The organism is Herbiconiux flava (assembly GCF_013409865.1).
GTDB classification, from domain to species: Bacteria; Actinomycetota; Actinomycetes; order Actinomycetales; family Microbacteriaceae; genus Herbiconiux; species Herbiconiux flava.
The window spans coordinates 1,813,320-1,831,349 of the sequence record NZ_JACCBM010000001.1 but is presented as its reverse complement, the minus strand read 5'-3'; the positions used below and the strand labels follow the sequence as shown (position 1 = coordinate 1,831,349).

The 18,030-nt window shown below is 70.7% G+C and carries 26 protein-coding genes; 10 read left to right on the top strand and 16 right to left on the bottom strand.

Going from position 1 to position 18,030, the window contains the following annotated elements; translation table 11 throughout:
* Positions 1–104 precede the first annotated feature (104 nt).
* Positions 105–1,577, top strand: coding sequence for a helix-turn-helix transcriptional regulator (locus tag BJ984_RS08960; RefSeq protein ID WP_179547723.1), 1,473 nt, complete (start codon positions 105–107; stop codon positions 1,575–1,577).
* Positions 1,578–1,652: 75 nt separating this feature from the next.
* Here BJ984_RS08960 and BJ984_RS08955 read toward each other — a convergent pair whose 3' ends face one another.
* The 4 genes from BJ984_RS08955 to BJ984_RS08940 all read right to left on the bottom strand — a co-directional run bounded on the left by BJ984_RS08955 (position 1,653) and on the right by BJ984_RS08940 (position 3,920).
* On the bottom strand, positions 1,653–2,057 hold the full coding sequence (locus tag BJ984_RS08955; protein ID WP_179547722.1) for a VOC family protein: 405 nt from the start codon (positions 2,055–2,057) through the stop codon (positions 1,653–1,655).
* 60 nt (positions 2,058–2,117) lie between these two features.
* Entirely contained in the window at positions 2,118–2,444 is a 327-nt protein-coding gene (locus tag BJ984_RS18625) for a HepT-like ribonuclease domain-containing protein (protein ID WP_179547721.1), read from the bottom strand.
* Positions 2,441–2,962 carry a helix-turn-helix domain-containing protein gene (locus tag BJ984_RS08945; RefSeq protein WP_179547720.1) on the bottom strand — a complete coding sequence of 174 codons (522 nt, stop codon included), beginning with the start codon at positions 2,960–2,962 and terminating at the stop codon, positions 2,441–2,443. The genes BJ984_RS18625 and BJ984_RS08945 overlap by 4 nt, the downstream gene beginning before the upstream one ends.
* Positions 2,963–3,026: 64 nt before the next feature.
* Complete coding sequence (locus BJ984_RS08940) at positions 3,027–3,920, bottom strand: hypothetical protein (protein WP_179547719.1); 894 nt, start codon at positions 3,918–3,920, stop codon at positions 3,027–3,029.
* A gap of 83 nt (positions 3,921–4,003) precedes the next feature.
* Here BJ984_RS08940 and BJ984_RS08935 point away from each other — a divergent pair, with 83 nt between their 5' ends.
* From BJ984_RS08935 to BJ984_RS08925, 3 genes are all read left to right on the top strand, one after another.
* Positions 4,004–4,483 carry a PPOX class F420-dependent oxidoreductase gene (locus BJ984_RS08935; protein ID WP_179547718.1) on the top strand — a complete coding sequence of 160 codons (480 nt, stop codon included), beginning with the start codon at positions 4,004–4,006 and terminating at the stop codon, positions 4,481–4,483.
* Positions 4,484–4,737: 254 nt separating this feature from the next.
* On the top strand, positions 4,738–4,965 hold the full coding sequence (locus BJ984_RS08930) for a hypothetical protein (RefSeq protein WP_179547717.1): 228 nt from the start codon (positions 4,738–4,740) through the stop codon (positions 4,963–4,965).
* A gap of 121 nt (positions 4,966–5,086) precedes the next feature.
* Entirely contained in the window at positions 5,087–5,668 is a 582-nt protein-coding gene (locus BJ984_RS08925) for a hypothetical protein (RefSeq protein WP_179547716.1), read from the top strand.
* On the opposite strand, the gene BJ984_RS08920 is transcribed toward BJ984_RS08925, so the two are convergent.
* A complete protein-coding gene (locus BJ984_RS08920) occupies positions 5,637–6,554 on the bottom strand; it encodes a DMT family transporter (protein ID WP_179547715.1) in 918 nt (305 codons plus the stop codon). The two genes, BJ984_RS08925 and BJ984_RS08920, sit on opposite strands and share 32 nt — an antisense overlap.
* 86 nt (positions 6,555–6,640) lie before the next feature.
* Here BJ984_RS08920 and BJ984_RS08915 point away from each other — a divergent pair, with 86 nt between their 5' ends.
* Positions 6,641–7,579 carry a LysR family transcriptional regulator gene (locus tag BJ984_RS08915; RefSeq protein ID WP_271206481.1) on the top strand — a complete coding sequence of 313 codons (939 nt, stop codon included), beginning with the start codon at positions 6,641–6,643 and terminating at the stop codon, positions 7,577–7,579.
* Between the two features lie 40 nt (positions 7,580–7,619).
* On the opposite strand, the gene BJ984_RS08910 is transcribed toward BJ984_RS08915, so the two are convergent.
* The 3 genes from BJ984_RS08910 to BJ984_RS08900 form a co-directional block, all read right to left on the bottom strand.
* On the bottom strand, positions 7,620–8,582 hold the full coding sequence (locus BJ984_RS08910) for a hypothetical protein (protein ID WP_179547714.1): 963 nt from the start codon (positions 8,580–8,582) through the stop codon (positions 7,620–7,622).
* Positions 8,583–8,749: 167 nt separating this feature from the next.
* Positions 8,750–9,238 carry a YbaK/EbsC family protein gene (locus BJ984_RS08905; RefSeq protein WP_179547713.1) on the bottom strand — a complete coding sequence of 163 codons (489 nt, stop codon included), beginning with the start codon at positions 9,236–9,238 and terminating at the stop codon, positions 8,750–8,752.
* Positions 9,228–9,488 carry a hypothetical protein gene (locus tag BJ984_RS08900; RefSeq protein ID WP_179547712.1) on the bottom strand — a complete coding sequence of 87 codons (261 nt, stop codon included), beginning with the start codon at positions 9,486–9,488 and terminating at the stop codon, positions 9,228–9,230. The genes BJ984_RS08905 and BJ984_RS08900 overlap by 11 nt, the downstream gene beginning before the upstream one ends.
* 202 nt (positions 9,489–9,690) lie before the next feature.
* Here BJ984_RS08900 and BJ984_RS08895 point away from each other — a divergent pair, with 202 nt between their 5' ends.
* Both BJ984_RS08895 and BJ984_RS08890 read left to right on the top strand, forming a co-directional pair.
* Complete coding sequence (locus BJ984_RS08895; protein ID WP_179547711.1) at positions 9,691–10,170, top strand: hypothetical protein; 480 nt, start codon at positions 9,691–9,693, stop codon at positions 10,168–10,170.
* Positions 10,160–10,471, top strand: coding sequence for a transcriptional regulator (locus tag BJ984_RS08890; protein ID WP_179547710.1), 312 nt, complete (start codon positions 10,160–10,162; stop codon positions 10,469–10,471). Before BJ984_RS08895 ends, BJ984_RS08890 begins: the two co-directional genes overlap by 11 nt.
* Before the next feature lie 35 nt (positions 10,472–10,506).
* Here the strand turns inward: BJ984_RS08890 and BJ984_RS08885 are convergent, their stop codons facing one another.
* Positions 10,507–11,088: a hypothetical protein gene (locus BJ984_RS08885; protein WP_179547709.1), complete on the bottom strand. Its 582-nt coding sequence runs from the start codon at positions 11,086–11,088 to the stop codon at positions 10,507–10,509.
* Positions 11,089–11,090: 2 nt separating this feature from the next.
* On the bottom strand, positions 11,091–11,666 hold the full coding sequence (locus BJ984_RS08880; RefSeq protein WP_179547708.1) for a helix-turn-helix domain-containing protein: 576 nt from the start codon (positions 11,664–11,666) through the stop codon (positions 11,091–11,093).
* A 203-nt stretch (positions 11,667–11,869) separates the two neighbouring features.
* On the opposite strand from BJ984_RS08880, the gene BJ984_RS08875 reads away from it, so the two are divergent.
* Together BJ984_RS08875 and BJ984_RS08870 are read left to right on the top strand one after the other, a co-directional pair.
* Entirely contained in the window at positions 11,870–12,346 is a 477-nt protein-coding gene (locus tag BJ984_RS08875; RefSeq protein ID WP_179547707.1) for a cupin domain-containing protein, read from the top strand.
* A complete protein-coding gene (locus tag BJ984_RS08870; RefSeq protein ID WP_179547706.1) occupies positions 12,343–13,092 on the top strand; it encodes an alpha/beta hydrolase family protein in 750 nt (249 codons plus the stop codon). Before BJ984_RS08875 ends, BJ984_RS08870 begins: the two co-directional genes overlap by 4 nt.
* Positions 13,093–13,152: 60 nt before the next feature.
* Here the strand turns inward: BJ984_RS08870 and BJ984_RS08865 are convergent, their stop codons facing one another.
* On the bottom strand, positions 13,153–13,545 hold the full coding sequence (locus tag BJ984_RS08865) for a MarR family winged helix-turn-helix transcriptional regulator (protein WP_246306672.1): 393 nt from the start codon (positions 13,543–13,545) through the stop codon (positions 13,153–13,155).
* A 154-nt stretch (positions 13,546–13,699) separates the two neighbouring features.
* Between BJ984_RS08865 and BJ984_RS08860 the strand changes: the two genes are divergently transcribed.
* The gene (locus BJ984_RS08860; protein WP_179547705.1) at positions 13,700–14,497 is read left to right on the top strand and encodes an SDR family NAD(P)-dependent oxidoreductase; all 798 of its coding nucleotides are present in this window, start codon (positions 13,700–13,702) and stop codon (positions 14,495–14,497) included.
* A 20-nt stretch (positions 14,498–14,517) separates the two neighbouring features.
* Here BJ984_RS08860 and BJ984_RS08855 read toward each other — a convergent pair whose 3' ends face one another.
* The 5 genes from BJ984_RS08855 to BJ984_RS08835 are packed head-to-tail and all read right to left on the bottom strand — an operon-like array spanning position 14,518 to position 18,018.
* Entirely contained in the window at positions 14,518–15,504 is a 987-nt protein-coding gene (locus BJ984_RS08855; protein WP_179547704.1) for an aldo/keto reductase, read from the bottom strand.
* A 29-nt stretch (positions 15,505–15,533) separates the two neighbouring features.
* The gene (locus BJ984_RS08850) at positions 15,534–15,935 is read right to left on the bottom strand and encodes a (R)-mandelonitrile lyase (protein ID WP_179547703.1); all 402 of its coding nucleotides are present in this window, start codon (positions 15,933–15,935) and stop codon (positions 15,534–15,536) included.
* Complete coding sequence (locus tag BJ984_RS08845) at positions 15,932–16,258, bottom strand: carboxymuconolactone decarboxylase family protein (RefSeq protein WP_179547702.1); 327 nt, start codon at positions 16,256–16,258, stop codon at positions 15,932–15,934. The genes BJ984_RS08850 and BJ984_RS08845 overlap by 4 nt, the downstream gene beginning before the upstream one ends.
* A gap of 37 nt (positions 16,259–16,295) precedes the next feature.
* A complete protein-coding gene (locus BJ984_RS08840; protein ID WP_179547701.1) occupies positions 16,296–16,964 on the bottom strand; it encodes an NADPH-dependent F420 reductase in 669 nt (222 codons plus the stop codon).
* 37 nt (positions 16,965–17,001) lie between these two features.
* Positions 17,002–18,018 carry a zinc-dependent alcohol dehydrogenase family protein gene (locus BJ984_RS08835; RefSeq protein ID WP_179547700.1) on the bottom strand — a complete coding sequence of 339 codons (1,017 nt, stop codon included), beginning with the start codon at positions 18,016–18,018 and terminating at the stop codon, positions 17,002–17,004.
* Between the last annotated feature and the right edge of the window lie 12 nt (positions 18,019–18,030).

Sequence of the window (18,030 nt, the reverse complement as noted above, 5' to 3'; positions counted from 1 at the left end):
ACTTCGACTATCCGGGCCGCGCATCCGCTCTTCACCGCCTTTCTCGGCAGAACTTCGGCCGTTCTTCTGTTTTCCCGAAGAACGTCCTGTGCCAGACTCCCGGCATGACGCTGACGTCACTCCTCCCCGCCCACGATGGAGACATGCCCGACTCCCTCACCATCGGCCGCCGCATCCGCCAGCTGCGCACCGCGCGCGGCCTCACCCTCGACGAGCTCGGCAGCGCCATCGGCCGGGCCGCCTCGCAGGTCTCGGTCGTCGAGAACGGCAAGCGCGAACTGAAGCTCGGCGAGCTGCAGCGCTTCGCCACCGCTCTGGACGTGGGCCTCGATCAGCTGATGGACTCGACGCCGCCCACCGGCCGCGCCGCCCTCGAGATCGCGCTCGAACGTGCCCAGCGAGGCCCCCTGTTCGCCTCGCTCGGCCTGCCGGCCCTCCCCCTCCGCAAGTCCCTCAGCGACGAGGCGATCAGAACGATCCTGGGCCTCCACCGCGAGCTCGAGCGGATGCACGGCGAACGCGCCGCGACCCCCGAAGAGGCCCGCCGAGCCAACACGCTCCTGCGTCGCTCGATGCGCCACCGCCACAACTACTTCGCCGAGCTCGAGCAGACCGCGGCCTCCCTGCACGCGGCAGTCGGACACACGGGAGGCCCGCTCTCCCAGCGCGTCGCCTCCGACCTCGCCTCGCACCTCGGCTTCACGCTGCACTACGTCGGCGACCTCCCGGGCTCCACCCGCTCGGTCACCGACCTCCGCCACGGCCGGATCTATGTGCCGCTCGGTCAGTCGCCCGACGCCGATCCGCGCTCGGTCGTGCTCCAGGCGCTCGCGTCGCACGTGCTGAAGCACGACGAGCCCGCCGACTACGCGGCGTTTCTGCAGCAGCGGGTCGAGACGAACTATCTCGCCGCGGCGCTGCTCATTCCCGAAGCGAGTGCGCTGAGCATCCTGAGACCGGCGAAGGATGCGCGTGAGCTCTCGGTCGAGGACCTGCGCGACGCCTTCGGCGTCAGCTACGAGACGGCGGCCCACCGCTTCACGAACCTCGCGACCGAGCACCTCGGCATCCCGGTGCACTTCCTCAAGGTGCACGAGTCGGGCACCATCTCGAAGGCCTACGAGAACGACAGCGTCGCCTTCCCCACCGACGCCCTCGGCGCCGTCGAAGGCCAGACCGTCTGCCGCTTCTGGAGCGCGCGCCGCGTCTTCGACGTCGAGGACCGCTTCAGCCCGTACCACCAGTACACGGACAAGCCGGCGGGCACCTACTGGTGCACCTCGCGCATCCAGCCCTCGTCGCGCGGCCAGTTCTCGGTCTCGGTCGGTACGGCGTTCGCGCACGCGAAGTGGTTCCGCGGCCGCGGCACCCCCAACCGCTTCGCGTCGACCTGCCCCGACGACTCCTGCTGCCGCCGGCCGCCGGCGGGCCTCGCGTCGCGCTGGGCGGGCCAGGCGCACCCGTCGGCGCGCCTCAACTCGTCGCTGCACGCGGCGATGCCCACCTCGGGCTTCACGGGCGTCGACACCACGGAGGTCTTCGAGTTCCTCGACCGCCACGCGCCCGCGGCTCCGTAGCGGGCGTCGCCCCGCTCGGCCGGCCGGGCCGGCGGGCGGCTGGCTCGGCGGCCGACCGGCCGGCGGCGCGGCCGCTCAGCCGGCCGGCTCGGCGGCGGGCTTCATCCAGAACGGGGAGTAGTGGTACCCGTCGGGGTCATCGAACTGGCGCTGGTACATGAAGGGGTAGTCGTCGGTGTCCCCGATCCGTCCGCCGGCAGCCCCCGCGCGGTCGACGAGCTCGTCAACCGCCTCCTGACTGCCGAGATCGAACGACACCGTCACCTTCGAGGGCGTGCCGGGCCCGCCGATCAGCTCCTCGACGCCGCCGACGCCCGCGTACATCTCCCGGCTGCCGAGCATCACGTACTGCTCGGCCCCGATCGCGAAGCACGACACCTGCTCCCCCGACATCTCGGTGTTCAGGCTCCACCCCAGGGCGGTGTAGAACGCGGTCGCCCGCTCGACGTCGGCGACGGGGCACGTGATGAACAGGCTCATGCGGCCACCATCCTCCACCCTCGCGCCACCCGTCAAGAGCGGGCGCCCCACCCTCGGCAGCTATCGGGCGAGAAGCCGTTCAACCGCCTGATACAGCACGGGGATGTCCGTCCGCGCGGTCTCCGTGACGATGGCGTGCGAGGTGTCGAAGTAGTAGTGGTGCGCGAGCGAATCCCGCATGCGCGCGATGTCCTTCCACGGCACGTCGGGCTCCTGGGCCGTCGCCGCTTCGCTCAGCCCCTTGACCGCCTCGCCTATCTCGACGAGCCTGATTCGGATGGCGTCGAAGACGAGATCCTCGGGTGCGGATGCCCGGCTCGAATAGTCGAGGATCGCCGCGCACGCGACCGCGATGTCGCCGAGGAGCTTCTCGTCGCTCCGCCTCACAGCTCGACCGCGTCGGCGAGGACGCTCTCCCGCACGTCAGCCTTGAGAGAGTCCTCCGGTACGACGTCGACGGCGACCCCGAGGATCCGTTCCGCTTCCCCGCGCATCCGGGCGAGGTTGAAAAGGCCGACACCTTCGTCGAGCTGGACGAGCAGATCGACGTCGCTCTCACTTGTCGCCTCGCCGCGGGCGACACTGCCGAAGACCCGGATGCCCGTAGCACCGAGCGCCCCGAGCGCGGCTTCGAGCTCCTCACGTCGTTCGCGCACGAGCGAGCGCAGGCCGGCTCCAGCCGCCCGCGCCACGTCGTCGGCTCGCTCCGCGGCCGCGATTCGCGTCTCGAGGCGGAGCCCGGTGGCGCCCACCAGCTTCGAGAGCGTGGTCAGCGACGGCTCGCGTCGGCCGCTCTCGTAGGCGCTGATGACGCTCTGGGTGACGCCCGCCCGCTCCCCCAGCTCACGCTGCGTGAGCCCCGATGTCACCCGCGCACTGCGAAGGAGTTCGGCGGCCGGAGTCATGCCTTGAATATAGCGGATCGTGAGTTGCAACGACAGAGCGTCGAGCCCGCTCAACCGGCCCGAACTAGGCCGGGACGATGCGGAGGGGCGCCTGGGGCGGCACGCCCTTGCCTACGATCAGGATCGTGCTCGGCGTCACCGCCGCGGTACCGGCGCCGAGGGTGTAGACGAAGTCGTGGACACCCTCCGTCAGGGGGTCGAGCTGGAAGGCCTTCACGCCCTGGTCGGGATCGACGTAGTCCGTCCACCCCGGCGCCTTCATGACCGTGGTGCCCGCCGGGAACGGCGGGGTCTGATTGGGGGGAGGGAACTGATTGAGGTCGGCCAGGAGCCCCCGCCGGCCGATCGCGTACGACTCGGGAGGCACCGTGAGCCTCAGCGTCGTCGTCGTGCCGAACTCCGCGGGATCGGTGAGCCACTCGAGCGTCGGCTCGGGCCCGAAACCGACCCTGATGGTCGCCGTCAGCGAGCCCGGTTCCTTGTCGTTCGTGTAGGTCGCGACGACGGTGTACGGGCCCGAGAGCTCGCCCCACTCATCGATGGTGAACCCCCTGGTGCCCCCGGTCACGCCCCCGACGGGCGACGTGAGAGTCGCGGAGTACGCCCCGAAGTTCGGGGTGTACGTCCATCGCCCCGAGCCGATCGTCTCCGGGATGTTCCCGTACGGCGTGAGCTGCAGCACGATCGTCGCCGTGCTGCCGATACCGGGCGACCCGCTCGGCACCATCAGAGTGAGAAGCGACGACTGCCCCTGGATCCCGTCCGCCTCCGACCAGAACAGCGACGCGTCCGGCCGACCGGTGCTGGCGGCCGCGAGCGGCGCGGCGACGGCGGCGACGATGACGGGGGCCGACCACGCCGCGCCGAGGACGGTGCGGCGCGAGACACCGCTGCGACGAGCATCCGTCGACCGGTGCGAGAAGAGGGCGAACAGGTCGGAGAGCGAGTCTTCGGGCATCTTCTCACTCTCCGAGGTGGCGGGCCCGGCAGCTAGAGCCTGTTCCGGACATGTCCGCAACAGGGCACCCCTACCCTTGAGCCATGGCCAGAACCATCTCCACCACCACCGAGGTCGATCGCGACGGCATGCTCGCCTTCGTCAGGCCCAGGCACCGGATGCTCGTCGCGACCACGAGGGCCGACGGCCGCCCTCAGATGTCCCCGGTGTCGGGCGGCGTCGACGCCGAGGGCCGCATCGTCGTCTCCACCTACCCCGGACGCGCGAAGACCCGCAACGCGTCCCGCCGGCCGGCGGCCTCGGTGCTCGTGCTCTCGGACGACTGGAACGACGCCTGGATCCAGGTCGACGGCGACGCCGAGGTGCTGCACATGCCCGAGGCGGCCGACGGCCTCGTCGACTACTACCGCTGCATCGCGGGCGAGCACCCCGACTGGGCCGAGTACCGCTCGGCGATGGCGCTGCAGGACAAGTCGCTCCTCCGCATCACCCCGACCCGCTGGAGCCCCATCGCCACGGGCGGCTTCCCGCCCGACGTGGCGGCCCGCCTCGACGCCCGCTGAGCATCCGCGGGGTGGCAGCTGCCATCGGCACATCGACGCTCCCCAGGGGATGGATGCTCGCACCCGCCATGACCGTCACGGCGCTCGGGCACCCGACGTCGCGGGTGAACAGTCGGCGAAGTCGGCGCCGACCCGGTTGCCCCCTCGACCGGCCGCGTTCACACTCGAGGTGTGAGTCCCCGCGAGAGCACGGCCTGGCGCATCAGCGGCCCCCTCGTGTCGCCCGCGGTCTCGAGCGCCAGGATCGGCCACCCGTGACACCGCCCTCCCGAGCGCGCCCGACGCACCCCCGCACCCACCCCGCCGTCATGGCGTTCCGCGTGGCGGGCATCGCGTGCGTCGTGCTCGCGATCGTCGCGTTCGCGGTGGGCCTCGCGATCTTCCTGACCGGCTACGAGGTCGCGTTCCTCCTGCTGATCGTCGCGCTCGGCGTCTTCGTCCTGGGGATCGGGCTCCTCGCCGCAGCCCGCCGCCTGTCCTGACCGCACCCGACGAGCCGGTCCGACGCTCCCTCCGCCGCCGATCCGAGCGGATGCACACCCCACGACCCCGCGTCTGGACGTTCCCTCCGAGCCGACCCGGGCCCCCGCGCGTTCACCCTCGATGCTCCAGGCGTTCAGTACGGTGAGCCACACGAACATCCGTGGACACTTCCAGGAGGTGCGCAGAATGGCGCAGTCGAAGACCGAGAAGAAGAACTCGAACACGAAGCCGTCGGGCGAGAAGGCCGGCGAGAAGAAGGCCAAGAAGGCACTTCGCCGCGCGGAGAAGTCGGTGCAGGCCGCGCACAAGGCCGTGCGCGACTCGAGCAAGAAGCTCCGCAAGCAGGCACGCGCGCTCGCGAAGGACACCGAGAAGCTCGCGGCCAAGCAGGCCAAGGCGGTGCGACGCCTGGCCGCCGAGTCAGCGCAGTCGAAGGCAGCGCAGGTGAAGGCAGCGCAGTCGAAGGCGGCGCAGGTGGAGGAAGCGAGGACGGCGCAGCAGCCGGAAGCGAGGACGGCGCAGCAGCCGGAAGAGAAGACGGCGCAGCAGCCCTCTCCCCTGACTCCGCCCCTGCCGAAGCCGAGCCCCGCGGCGCCGACCCTGATCCAGCTCCGCGAGCGAGCCAGGGCGAAGAAAATCGCCCGCTACTCCCGCATGAACAAGACCCAGCTCACCGCAGCGCTGGAGAACGAGAAGCCCTGACCACCCGCCGCGCGGCCCGGTGCGCGAGCATCCGCGGCCCCTGCGACACGACGACGACACCGACGATCACCACGACCCCGCCCACCAGTTCCGCCACGATCGGCAGCTCTCCGAGCCACACCCACGCGATCAGCACCGCCACCGGCGGCACCAGGTACAGCAGCGAGGTCGACGCGGCCACGGGCATCCGCGCCACCGCGTACGCCCACAGCACGAACCCCGCGGCCGAGGGCAGCAGACCGAGGTAGATCGCCGCGAGCCACGGCACCGGCCCCGCACCGAGCAGGCCGTCGAGATCGAACGGCACGAGCGGCAGCGTCATCACCGTGCCGGCGACCATCGCGTAGCAGGCCACCTCGAGACTGCTGTACCTCGTCAACAGCGGCCGCTGCAGCGGATGGTAGACGCCCTGCACCACCATCGCGGCGACCACGATCCACACTGCCGCCGACAGCGAGACCCCCGCCCGGGCGAGGCAGACGAAGGCCACCCCGCCGAGCGCGATCGCACTGCCGACGATCGTGACCACCGACACGCGCTCGTGGAAGAGCATCCGGGCGACCGCCACCGACACGAGCGGCGCCGCAGCGACGATGATGCTCGCCGTGCCCGCCGGCACGTCCAGCTCACCCCAGTTGAGCAGCAGCTGATAGGCGGTCATGCCGAAGAAGCCGCACGCCGCGATCCAGCCCAGATCGCGCATCCGCGGCAGCCGAGCCCGGGCGATCACCGCGAACACGACCAGCGCGACGGTGGCCACCGCGAGTCGCGCGAACGACAGCCCGACCACGCCCATCATCGGCGCAGCGACCCGGATCGCCGGGAACGCCGACGCCCAGAGCACCACGACGGCGAGCCCCGCGAACACCGCCCCATGTCTCTTCATGCTCCGATGCTCGCAGCAGTGAAGCATCAGCACCACTTAGCATTCGTTACTCGCGAGCTAAGCCCTGGTTGGCATAGCCTGAAGGCGTGATCGACGTCAGAAAGCTCCGGATGCTCGCCGCCCTGCAGCGCCTCGGAACCATCGCCGCGGTCGCCGACGAGTTGCACCTCACGGCTCCCGGCGTCTCGATGCAGCTGGCCGCCCTGGAGCGGGAGCTCGGCCTGGCGCTGACCCAGCGGCAGGGCCGACGGGTCGTCCTCACCGCGGCCGGCGCCGTGCTGGCGCAGCACGGCCACGGCATCCTCGACCAGCTCTCGATGGCCGAGCTGGAGCTGGAGGCGCTGCGCTCCGGCTCGGTGGGCCATTACACGCTCACGGCGTTCCCCTCGGCGGCCCGCACTTTCGTGGCCGACGTCTGCCGCAGCCTCCTGACCGACCCGGGCTCAGGACTCGACCTCACCTTGAGCACGCTCGAGCCGGAGGCTGCACTCGCCGCACTCACCGCGGGTGCGGTCGATCTCGCGGTCATCCACTCGTACTCCAACGTCGCGCGCGAGCTGCCGAGAGGTGCCGTCGCGAACGCGCTCGGCAGCGAGCCGGTGCGGCTCGCCGTGGGCACCGGTGACCGGCGCCCGCTGCAGGGCGGCGCGGCTCGGCTCGGCGACTACAACGGGGCACCGTGGATCGTGCCCACCGCCGATGTGACCTGCTACAGCATGGTCGAACGGGCCTGCGGCCTGGCCGGGTTCCGCCCCCGCATCGTCGCGGAGACGATGGACTTCGGTGTGCAGCTCGAGCTCGTCGCGGCCGGCGTCGGTGTCGCCCTGGTTCCGTCTCTGACGGTCGACCGGCTGCCCGACGGTGTCGTGCTGCACGATCTGACCGTGCCCGTCGAGCGAACCCTCTTCCTCGCGACGCGGCAGCCGAATGCGAACGACCCCGGCATCCGCACCCTCGGCAGACTCCTCGCCGACGCCGCCGCCGAGCGGCTCACCGCCTCGCTCAGCCGCGCCGCCGCGAACTGACGCCCGCCCGCCCGCCCGCCCCATGGAGGTCCCGGCGACCTCAGTCCGATCCGGAGGGCAGGAAGCGCACGGGGTAGCCCGCGAAGGACAGACCGGATGCCCGAATCGCCTCCTCGATCGCCGAGTGCTCCCCCGGCGGCGCCACGACCTGCACCTTCGCGATGCCGTCGATCTGCGTGGTGCCGTCGTCGGCCCAGACGCTCCGGGCGCCGTGCTCGCCGGCCAGCTCGGAGAGCAGCGCGAGGTGACGGTCCTGCTCGCCCGGCTCGATGACGATCCCGAGCGATGGCGCGTTTATCTCGATAAGCCTGTCGGGGTCGAGTCCCGCGGAGTCCCGGAGCTCATCGGCGTGAGCGACCAGCGGCAGCATGGTCAGGAGATCGTCGGACGCTGCGTCGATCGCGACGAGCGCGAAGCGGCCGCTCTCCCAGATCGTCGGCTGCAGGTCGATTCCGAGCCGCAGACGGTCGACCTGGCCGACCACGGCGACGATGTCGAAACCCGCGTCGATGCAGCGCGGATCGTCGCCCGCGCGTTCGGGCGCCACCGCGTCCGTATGCACCGCGTCCGTGTGCACCGCATCCGTATGCACCGCGTCCGTGTGCACCGCGTCCGTGTGCACCGACACGACGTCACCGGCGTCCGTCCGCACCCGGAGGGACCACGTCACGGGATCGCGGTACTCCATCCCGCACGCCGCCTCGAGCAGGCGTGGCAGGTTCGTCTGGTCGACGGCGAGCGAGATCCACGACGTCGGCCCCGAGAACGTGGGCGCTTCGACCCAGCGCTCGCTCGCGTCGACACTCACCCCGGGTAGCCCGTCGAGCTGCGACTCGAGGCGATCGAAGCCGGCGTCCGGCCGGTCGAAATGGGTCTCGTCGACCATCCAGGTGAAGACGACGAGTGCGCCGACGACGAGCCCGACCGCCGCCACCACCGCGAGCACGGCGACGGAGAGCCGGAGGCGGGTGCGCGGCCCCCGCTGCCGCACCTCGCCGTTCACCGCACCCGCCGACGGGCGCGGCCGAAGCGCAGGCCACCGACTGCGCACGCACTGACGGACTCGACCATGACACGGATTATCCGCGCTCCCAGCGGCGCACCGGCCCTCGGCGAGTGAATGACCGGTGAACTCAGTCCGCCGGCCCGGTCGGTGAGTCGCCGGTCAGCTCAGTCGGCCGCGACCCGAATCCGCGGGCCGCCGGTGAGCGCGGTGAGCTGCTCGAACGTCAGCGGCATCACGGTGTGCGGTGTGCCGGCTGCCGCCCAGATCGTCTCGTAGCCGGCCAGCGCCGCGTCGATCACGGTGCGCACCGGTGACGGATGCCCGACCGGCGCGACCCCGCCGATGGCCTGCCCCGTCACGGCCCGCACCTGCTTCGCCGACGCCATGACGACCGTCTGCGCACCGAGCTGCCCCGCGAGGATATCGGTGTCGACCCGATGACGGCCGCTGGTCATCACGAGCACCGGCTCGTCGTCGGCCAGGAACAGGAGGCTGCTGGCGATCGCACCGACCTCGCAGCCGAGCGCGGCAGCCGCCTCGGCGGCGGTGCGGGTGGAATCGGGCAGCTCGCGCACGCGAGCCGTGATCCCGGCGTCGGTCAGGTGCTGCTGCACGATCCGGCTGCGCTCGGGCAACTGCTGCTCATCGCTCATGGTCGACGCTCCCGGAATCGGTCGCCCCGATCGAGGAGTCCGCCGCCCCGTCGGCCACCTGCTTCTCCGCCACGTACTTCTTGCGCGCCCGAACCAGCTGAGCGATCCCGAGCGCCAGCCACGCCACCGGGAACAGCCACCGCCAGAGCGCCACGTCCCCACCGCCGAAGAGCACGGGCACGCTCGCCCCCGCGACGACGAAGAACACGACGGCCACCGCCGCGGTCGCCTTCCAGCCCAGTCCGTTCATGTGATCCCCCAATCGCGAGCGGCTCCATTCGCCCTCGCCCCCGCCCGAAGTCCTCCGGGTCGAATCCGAGCATGCCAGCATCCGGATGCCCCGTCGACCCGACTCACCGTCGAACCGGCGTGCCCGGCGGCCGCCCGCCGAACCCGCCTCGCGGGCAGTCGACCAGTTGCTTAACCGATCGGCAAGTGAAACACTTCACTACATGGAAAGCGACTTCGAGACCAGCAACGGGGCCGGCCGCACCGACGGGCCCGCGGCCCGTGAAGCCCTGTCGGCCCTGCACGCCGACCGGCAGGCTCTGGCCGACCGCATCCGCACACCCGCCTGGTACTACCCCCTGCTGGCGCTCTGCACCGCCCTCATCATCGGCTCGCCAGGGCCCGGTGCGCCCGCTCAGTTCGTGCTGGTGGCGTTCGGCTGCCTCGGCATCACCTTCCTCTCGCTGGCCTACCAGCGCATCACGGGCATGACGATCACACGGATGGCCGGCCCGAAGAGTCTCGTGGTCTCGATCGTGCTCGGCATCGTGATCGTGCTGCTGCTCGGCGTCTCGTTCGCCCTGACCGCCACCGGGCATCCGGAGTGGGTGGTGGCCAGCGCGGCGGCGGCCTTCGTGGCGATGTGGGGCGGCGGCCGGCTGTACGACCGGGTCTACGACCGCGAGCTGCGCGATGGACACTGACGACGGGTTCGACGAGCAGATCCACGCCCCCACCCGGCTGCGCATCTGCGGGCTGCTGCGACCGGTCGACGCGGCGGAGTTCGCCGTGCTGCGCGCCACGCTCGACCTGTCGGAGGCGAACCTCTCGAAGACGCTCCGCGCGCTCACCGACATCGGCTACGTGCGGGTCACCAAGGCGTCGTCGTCGAGCCGCGGCGACCAGCGCCGCACCACCACGGTGGCGCTGACCCCGGAGGGGCGCCGGGCCTTCGACGGCCACGTGGCGGCACTCCGCCGCATCGCGGGCGACCTCGGCGCCTGACGCCACCGAGGTCGCCGGGCCTTGTCGACCCGCGATCAGAGCACGATGGGCGGCGGCGATTCCGGGACCTGGGGCGGCCCTTCCGCGAGGATGGCAGTCACGATGTTCACCGCGCGCGGCGCGAGACCGTCACCGGGATAGAACCCTTCATAGAAGTCTTCGCACGCCTCGAGGGTGTCTATGCCACACAGGCCGAGGAGGAGTCGAATATCGCGGGTATCACGGCCGGGCCGGTTGGCCCGCAGCTTCATCGCGAGAAGAGCCTCCTGGGAGGCCACCTGGATGAGGATGCCGCCCTGATCGTGGATCGTCTCCCACTCGACTTCGCGCCCGAGGGTCGGGAGCGCATCGGCTCTGGTGACTTCGAGGTTCAGCCAGGCGGGATCCCAATCGCGGCGTCGAGCGACCCGCACTGCGGCAGCCGCCACTTCTGCGTCGCTGCCCGGGCGGACATGGAGCGAGTCGAGATCCTGCGTCGTCCCGCGATCGAAATAGCGCAGAGCCAGCGCCGCACCGCCGACGAGCCGAATACCCGCAACCTGATCGGCGGCGCGAAGCTCGACGATGAGCTCACGCAGTCCTGCGATGATGTCGTCGCGGTTCAGTGCGCTCGGCATCGTCAGACGCTCGCGAACGTGTCACGCCAGACGAGGACGCCCCGCTTGGCGAACGCATCGGGCACCTCGGAGCGCGGCGGCACCGGGTCGGCAGGGTCCACGTCGAGCGTTCTCGGCGCGGTGAGAAAGCGGTCCGGCTGGTCGACCCAGGCCGGCACCGGGATGCTCTCTGCCCCCAAATGCCAGGCGACGAGGGCCGCTATCGCCGCATCCCACGCCGAGTCCCCGGTCAACTCGGGCTCGGCCAGGCCGAGAATCCCTCGAACGAGGCCGTGCTCCGCGAGAAGGTTGTCGTTGAGCTGAAGCAGAGCGCGCAGAGCGCGATCCTTGTCCCTCTCGCGAAGCCGCTGACGAATCTCTGCAGCCGCTGTCGAAGCGTCGTCGCGCCGAGTCGGGGCCGAGTAGAGCCGATGACCGGTACCTGCCAGTAGACGATCGATCGTGCTGAACCCGGCGTCCCGACCCCGTTCTGAGCGAGACACGCTCCCCTGGTCGACCTGAGCGCGATCAGCCAGTTGCTCCTGGGTGAGCCGTCGACTCCGGCGGGCGGCGCGAATCAACGTCGATGCATCTGCCATACCGGCCACCTCCATCGTTCAGGTCAATTATGTCTTGGAGGACATATCTTATCAGTCGCCTACGACATAGGACGGCCTACCATCCCGAAGTGCTCAAACCAGCCCGCCCAGGGACTCGGCGCAGTTCAGAGCAGGATCGCGGCACGGCGCTCGCGAGCAGGCCATGATGGAGCCACACACCACCCGACCCGAGGAGTTCGACGATGAGCACTGACGAGATCATCCTGGGCGACCTGCCCGCCGGCATCGTGCGCGCCGACGAGGCGTTCGGCGGCCGCGTCTGGAACGTGCTGGGCCACACCTACACGACCAAGATCGAGAGCGCGAACACCTACTCCTGGCTCTCGTTCGACCCGGCCGGCACCGGTGTGCCGCCGCACGTGCACCCCACGCAGGACGAGTTCATCTACGTCTTCGAGGGCGTCTACACCCTCTACCTCGACGGCCGGTGGACCACCGCCGGCCCCGGCGACCTCGTGCAGATGCCCCGCAACCTCCCCCACGCCTACTACAACAAGCAGGAGACGGATGCGAAGTCGCTCTTCTGGGTGAGCCCCGGCGGCAAGCTCGCCACCCTCTTCAGCCTCCTCCACAACGTCACCGACCCCGACGAGGTCGTGCGCCTCTCGGCGGCCAACGGCGTCGACTTCCTGGCGCCGGGCTCGGTCGAGGGCGCGTGACGGCGACGGATGCTCGTCCGCGGGGCCTCCCCGAGGCCGACCTCGTGCGGCGGTACGGCCCGCACGCCGACCAGTGGGTCGAGCTCTGGAACCCGGATGCGCGTGCCGAGACCGGCTCGCCCGGCACGGTCGTCTTCATCCACGGCGGCTACTGGCGCGCGCCGTACACCGCCGAGCTCATGCGGCCGCTCGTGCCGCAGTTCGCGGCGCGGGGCTGGATGGTGGCGAACATCGAGTACCGCCGGGGCGCGGACGGCTGGGACGCGCTGCGTGACGACCTGGCCTCGGCCCTGACCGCCGTCCGCGCGGAGGGCGCGACGTCGCGCCTGGCGATCGTCGGTCACTCGGTCGGCGGCCAGCTCGCCCTGCTCGGCGGCGAGGCGGGCGACGCGGTCGTAGCCCTGGCTCCGGTCACCGACGTCGTCCGCAGCTACCACGAGGGTGTCGGCACCGGCGCGGCCGCCGAGTTCTTCGACGGCGCCCCCTCTGAGATACCCGCGACCTACGCCGAGGCTTCGCCCCTGGCCCAGGTGCCCCCACCCGCCGAGGTCCTCATCATCCACGGCACCGACGACGCCCGAGTCCCCATCGCCCACACCCGCGCCTTCCTCGAAGCCGCCCGGGCGACCGGCGGCGCGGTGACGCTCTTCGAGCCACCCCACCTCGCCCACATGGATGCGATCGACCCCGAAGCACCGCACCTCGCTGCCGTGCACGAGTGGCTCGACCGCTGGGCCAACCGGTAGCCGCGGCGAGGCCCCTCACGCTCTCATCGCGACCGCCGAGGCCATGCCCGGGGAAGAGACCTACCGGTCGGCGAGAGTCTCGGCCTGCGGCAGCTCGAGAGCGGAGTCGGCGAGGGTGTCGAGCGCCACACGGAAGGCTGAACTCGAGTCCGGCCCGATCAGCTCGATGACCTGCTGCTCGATGCGCTCCATCACCTCTTCCGCCTGCCGCAGCGCCTGACGCCCGGGTTCGGTGAGATGGAGCTCCTGCACATGCGCGTGACGCGGGTGCGAGCGGCGCTCCAGAAGACCGCGATCCTCCAGACGGGCGACGAGCGCGGCCACAGCCTGCGGAGTCACGTTGAGTCGGCGGGCGAGAGTTGCCCCCGCTGAGCCGGGCTCGGAGTCGATCGACACCAGGAGCGCGTAGTGCGATGCGGTCATCCCGATCGGGCGCAGCTGGCGCTCCTTCATGGTCTGCACCGCCATCTCCGCACGACGGAGTGCCCAGATGACCCGATGACGCGGGTCGGATCGCTCGGTGCCTGTCGATTCGGAGTTCACACGGGCAGCTTATCTGCTTTACACTTATCAACGTCTTGATAGTCATCAATGCTTTGGAGAACCAATGACTCGTCCCCGCGCACTCATCACCGGCGCCAGCTCCGGCATCGGCGCCTCCCTCGCCGCCCTCCTGGCGGAGAAGGGCTACGACCTCGTTCTCGTCGCACGTCGCGAAGACCGTCTGGCGGCGCTGGCGGAGGAGCTGAGCCCGACCGGAGCCCACGCCGAGGCTGTCGGTGCCGACCTGTCCGAGCGCTCCGGCCTCCGCCTCGTCACCGAGCGGGCCGCCGCCGGTGACATCGACCTGCTGGTCTCGAATGCCGGCGTCAGCGCCTACGGCCCGTTCGCCGAGATCGATCCGGCCGAGCTGGAGCGGGCGTGGACCCTGAACGCCGACGCCACACCGGCTCTCACCCGCGCCGCCCTCCCCGGAATGCTCGAGCGCGGCCGGGGCGGCCTGATCGCGGTCGCCTCGAACCTCACTTTCAGCGCGGGCGTGCCGTCGAGCCCCGCATCCCAGGGCCGTTCCCTCCCACAGCGGGCGTTGTACGTCGGCGCGAAAGCGGGGATGGTCGCCTTCACCCGTGTGCTCGCGACCGAGCTGGAGGGCACCGGTGTGCACGCCATGGCGCTGTGCCCGGGACTCGTCTCCTCGGAGTGGAACGGGGGCGCCTCCCAGGGGCCGAACGCCATGACACCCGATGACGTCGCGAAGGCCGCCTGGTCGGGCTTCTCACGCGGCGAGGTCGTCTGCCTGCCCGGTCTCGAATCCGTCGATCTGCTCCAGGATCTCGCGAACACCGAGCGCGCGATCATGGGCGGCAACCTCGGCTCTGGCCTGGCCGAGCGCTACCGCCCCTGATCGGCCCGCCGGCCCCCCGGTCACCCGCCGACGTACCCCATGTGCTGCTCGTTGTACCGGTCGCCCTGCACCCCGAGCCGCGAGGCGAGCGAGTCGAGGTCGGCCACATCGTCGGCCGAGAGCGCAGCCCGGGTGGCGCCGGCGTTCTCGTCGAGTCGTGAGATGCGGCGGGTGCCCGGGATGGGGACGACCCACGGATGCTGCGCGAGCAGCCAGGCCAGAGCGATCTGCCCCGACGTCACACCTCTCGTATCGGCGAGCTGCCTCACGTGATCGACCAGCGACTGGTTCGCGGCCCGGTTCTCGGCCTCGAACCGCGGGATGCTGCCGCGCACGTCGCCCGCCCCGAACGGCGCGGCCGTGTCGACGGTGCCGGTGAAGAACCCCTTGCCGAGCGGGCTGAACGGAACGAAGCCGATGCCCAGCTCGGCGAGCGCCGGCAGCACCTCGGCCTCCGGGTCGCGGGTCCACAGCGAGTACTCGCTCTGCACAGCGGTCACCGGGAACACGGCGTGCGCCCTCCGGACGGTCGCCGCAGCAGGCTCGGACAGCCCGAAGTGACGCACCTTCCCCTCCTGCACCAGCTCGCCCACGGCGCCGGCCACGTCTTCGATCGGAACATCCGGGTCGACGCGGTGCTGGTAGAAGAGGTCGATCGTGTCGGTGCGCAGCCGCCGCAGGGAGGCCTCGGCGACCCGCCTGATCTGGTCGGGCCGGCTGTCGAGGCCCACCGACTTCCCGTCCCGGATGTCCCAGCCGAACTTGGTCGCGATGACGACCTGATCGCGCACCGGCTCCAGGGCCTCGCCGACCAGCTCCTCGTTCACGTACGGGCCGTAGACCTCGGCGGTGTCGAAGAAGGTGATCCCCCGGTCGACGGCGGCGCGGATCACGCCGATCATCTCCTCGCGGCTTCCGGGGTTCGGGCCGTACCCCTGTGACATCCCCATGCAGCCGAGGCCGATGGCCGAGACCTCGAGACCCTGTCCGAGTGTTCGCGTGTGCATCGCGTTCTCCTTCTTCTCTCCGCTGAGGTCTAGAGCCGGTGGTACTCGGCGTCGGTGACGTGCTCGAGCCACACGGTGGTGGTGGCGGCATCCTCGCCCATCTCCAGGCAGGCGAGGTGCTGCATGAAGTCGTCGGGGGTGGCGCCGTGCCAGTGCTCCTCGCCGGGCGGGGTGTAGATCGTCTGTCCGGGCCGCGCCTCGATGACGGTTCCGTCACGGCTGCCGAGCAGCGCGACGCCCTCGGTGATGTGCAGCGTCTGGCCTCGCGCGTGGGAGTGCCAGGCGGTGCGGGCGCCGGGGCTGAACCGCACCAGGGCGACGCTGGCACGCTGGTCGTCGTTCTGCGGCGACGCGATCGCATCCACCCACACGTCGCCGGTGAACTGCTCGGGCGGGTTCTTCACGGTGGCGGGCTTCGGGACGATCCTCATTCGGAGAACACCTTCTTCGCGACTCCCATCGCGGCCATGCCCTTCGGCCAGCCGGCGTAGAACGTGACGTGCGTGATGGCTTCGATCAGCTCCTCCTCGGTCACTCCGTTCTCGACGGCGCGACCGAGGTGGAACTCGAGCTGAGCGGTGTCGCCACCCGCGGCGAGCACGGCCACGGTGATGAGGCTGCGGTCGCGGGCCGGCAGCTCGGGCCGGTTCCAGACGTCGTCGAAGAGCACGTCGTCGGTGAGGGAGGCCAGCTTCGGGGCGAAGTCGCCGAACATGCGGCGTCCGCCGCCGACCTGTTTGGGCTGATCAGTCATGGGGTTCTCCTATCGGGTGTCTGACGTGTCGTGGGGTTCAGGCGCCGGCGCGCACGACGGCGATGTTGAAGTCGAAGGTGCCGAGCCGGTCGTAGAGGGCGAAGAACAGCCGCGAGTACATCTCGGTGGCCCGCGCGGCCGTGATGTCGCCGAGGTCGATGATCGATCCGGCCGGCCATCCGAACTGCTCCAGGATGCCGGTGACGACGTTCTTGGCCGACGGGTCGTTCCCCGCGACGAAGATCGAGTGCTCTCCGGGCACACGGGCGGGGTCGATCATGACTTCGTAGTACACCGTGTGCAGCGACTTGACGACGAGCGTGTCCGGGAACGCGGCCTGGATCTGCTCGCCGAGCGAGTCGGTGTTCGCGGTGGTGAGCATCGGCGGCAGCCCGGCGGACAGGTCCAGCGGGATCGCGAGATCCAGCAGCACCTTTCCGGAGAGCACGGCCGCGCCGACGGTCTCGAGGGCGGCGAGCGCGTGAGCACCGGCGACCGCGTTGAGGATCAGCTCGCCGGCCTCGCCCGCATCCCGGAACGTGCGGAGCGACACTGCGGGGTGCTGCTCCTGCCAGGCGGAATAGTCCGCCGAGCGTTGCGTGTCGGCGACGTCGCGGGTGCCGATGCTCACGTCGTGGCCGAGCTCGGCCAGGCGGCCGGCGAGGGCTCGCCCGACCATCCCGGTTCCCAGAACAGCGATCTTCATGGTGTGCCTTCTTTCTCGTGCGGATGAACCGGAGCAGCTACGGCTGAAGCAGCACCTTGATGGCGCGGCGCTCATCCATCGCCTTGTAGCCTTCGGCGGCGTCGTCCAGCGGGAGGGTGAGGTCGAAGACCTTGCCCGGGTCGATCTGCCGGCTCCAGATCAGGTCGATCAGCTCCGGCAGGAATCGGCGCACGGGAGCCGGCCCGCCGTGGAGGTGCACGGCCGAGAAGAACAGTTCCTCGCCGGGGATCTCGACGTCGTGGGAGACGCCGACGAAGCCGACGTGTCCACCGGCGCGGGTGGAGTGGATGGCCTGCATCATCGACTCCTGCGTGCCGACGGCCTCGATCACCGAGTGGGCCCCCAGCCCGTCGGTGAGCTCCATGATCTTCGCCACGCCCGCGTCGCCGCGCTCTTCGACGATGTCGGTCGCACCGAACTCGCGGGCGAGCTCCTGCCGGGAGGCGTGCCGGCTCATCGCGATGATGCGGTCGGCGCCGAGCTGCTTCGCGGCGAGCACGGCGAGAAGGCCCACCGCGCCGTCTCCCACGACCGCGACGGTCTTGCCGGGGCCGACCTCGGCCGCCACGGCACCGAACCAGCCGGTGCCGAGCACGTCGGAGGCGGCGAGCAGACTCGGGATGAGGTCCGGCTCGGGCATCCCCGGGGTGGCGACGAGGGTGCCGTCGGCCAGGGGCACGCGCAGCAGTCCGGCCTGGGCGCCGCCGACGAACTCGCGGTGCACGCAGGAGGACTGGTAGCCGGCCTGGCAGATCGGGCAGGTGTTGTCGGAGGCGAAGAACGAGCCGATGACGAAGTCGCCGACCTTGACGTTCTCGACGTCGCCGCCGACCGCCTCGACGACACCGGCGTACTCGTGGCCCATCGGCGTCGGCTGATCGACGTGGTTGATCCCGCGCCAGTCCCAGAGGTCGGATCCGCACACGCACGTCGCCGCGAGACGGATGACGGCATCGGTGGGCTTGACGATCATGGCGTCGTCGAGGTTCTCGACCCGCACGTCACCGGGGCCGTAGATGACTGCTCCACGCATGGGTGGGCTCCT

What these genes read in the sequence shown, in the direction of transcription:
- BJ984_RS08865 (WP_246306672.1), bottom strand. Translation starts at nt 13,545, where the DNA reads ATGAAGGAGCGCCAGCTGCGCCCGATCGGGATGACCGCATCGCACTAC.
- BJ984_RS08940 (WP_179547719.1), bottom strand. Translation starts at nt 3,920, where the DNA reads ATGCCCGAAGACTCGCTCTCCGACCTGTTCGCCCTCTTCTCGCACCGG.
- BJ984_RS08945 (WP_179547720.1), bottom strand. Translation starts at nt 2,962, where the DNA reads ATGACTCCGGCCGCCGAACTCCTTCGCAGTGCGCGGGTGACATCGGGG.
- BJ984_RS08900 (WP_179547712.1), bottom strand. Translation starts at nt 9,488, where the DNA reads ATGAACGGACTGGGCTGGAAGGCGACCGCGGCGGTGGCCGTCGTGTTC.
- BJ984_RS08845 (WP_179547702.1), bottom strand. Translation starts at nt 16,258, where the DNA reads ATGACTGATCAGCCCAAACAGGTCGGCGGCGGACGCCGCATGTTCGGC.
- BJ984_RS08860 (WP_179547705.1), top strand. Translation starts at nt 13,700, where the DNA reads ATGACTCGTCCCCGCGCACTCATCACCGGCGCCAGCTCCGGCATCGGC.
- BJ984_RS08920 (WP_179547715.1), bottom strand. Translation starts at nt 6,554, where the DNA reads ATGAAGAGACATGGGGCGGTGTTCGCGGGGCTCGCCGTCGTGGTGCTC.
- BJ984_RS08960 (WP_179547723.1), top strand. Translation starts at nt 105, where the DNA reads ATGACGCTGACGTCACTCCTCCCCGCCCACGATGGAGACATGCCCGAC.
- BJ984_RS08955 (WP_179547722.1), bottom strand. Translation starts at nt 2,057, where the DNA reads ATGAGCCTGTTCATCACGTGCCCCGTCGCCGACGTCGAGCGGGCGACC.
- BJ984_RS08935 (WP_179547718.1), top strand. Translation starts at nt 4,004, where the DNA reads ATGGCCAGAACCATCTCCACCACCACCGAGGTCGATCGCGACGGCATG.
- BJ984_RS08925 (WP_179547716.1), top strand. Translation starts at nt 5,087, where the DNA reads ATGCTCCAGGCGTTCAGTACGGTGAGCCACACGAACATCCGTGGACAC.
- BJ984_RS08850 (WP_179547703.1), bottom strand. Translation starts at nt 15,935, where the DNA reads ATGAGGATCGTCCCGAAGCCCGCCACCGTGAAGAACCCGCCCGAGCAG.
- BJ984_RS08905 (WP_179547713.1), bottom strand. Translation starts at nt 9,238, where the DNA reads ATGAGCGATGAGCAGCAGTTGCCCGAGCGCAGCCGGATCGTGCAGCAG.
- BJ984_RS08875 (WP_179547707.1), top strand. Translation starts at nt 11,870, where the DNA reads ATGAGCACTGACGAGATCATCCTGGGCGACCTGCCCGCCGGCATCGTG.
- BJ984_RS08855 (WP_179547704.1), bottom strand. Translation starts at nt 15,504, where the DNA reads ATGCACACGCGAACACTCGGACAGGGTCTCGAGGTCTCGGCCATCGGC.
- BJ984_RS08835 (WP_179547700.1), bottom strand. Translation starts at nt 18,018, where the DNA reads ATGCGTGGAGCAGTCATCTACGGCCCCGGTGACGTGCGGGTCGAGAAC.
- BJ984_RS08890 (WP_179547710.1), top strand. Translation starts at nt 10,160, where the DNA reads ATGGACACTGACGACGGGTTCGACGAGCAGATCCACGCCCCCACCCGG.
- BJ984_RS08885 (WP_179547709.1), bottom strand. Translation starts at nt 11,088, where the DNA reads ATGCCGAGCGCACTGAACCGCGACGACATCATCGCAGGACTGCGTGAG.
- BJ984_RS08895 (WP_179547711.1), top strand. Translation starts at nt 9,691, where the DNA reads ATGGAAAGCGACTTCGAGACCAGCAACGGGGCCGGCCGCACCGACGGG.
- BJ984_RS08880 (WP_179547708.1), bottom strand. Translation starts at nt 11,666, where the DNA reads ATGGCAGATGCATCGACGTTGATTCGCGCCGCCCGCCGGAGTCGACGG.
- BJ984_RS08840 (WP_179547701.1), bottom strand. Translation starts at nt 16,964, where the DNA reads ATGAAGATCGCTGTTCTGGGAACCGGGATGGTCGGGCGAGCCCTCGCC.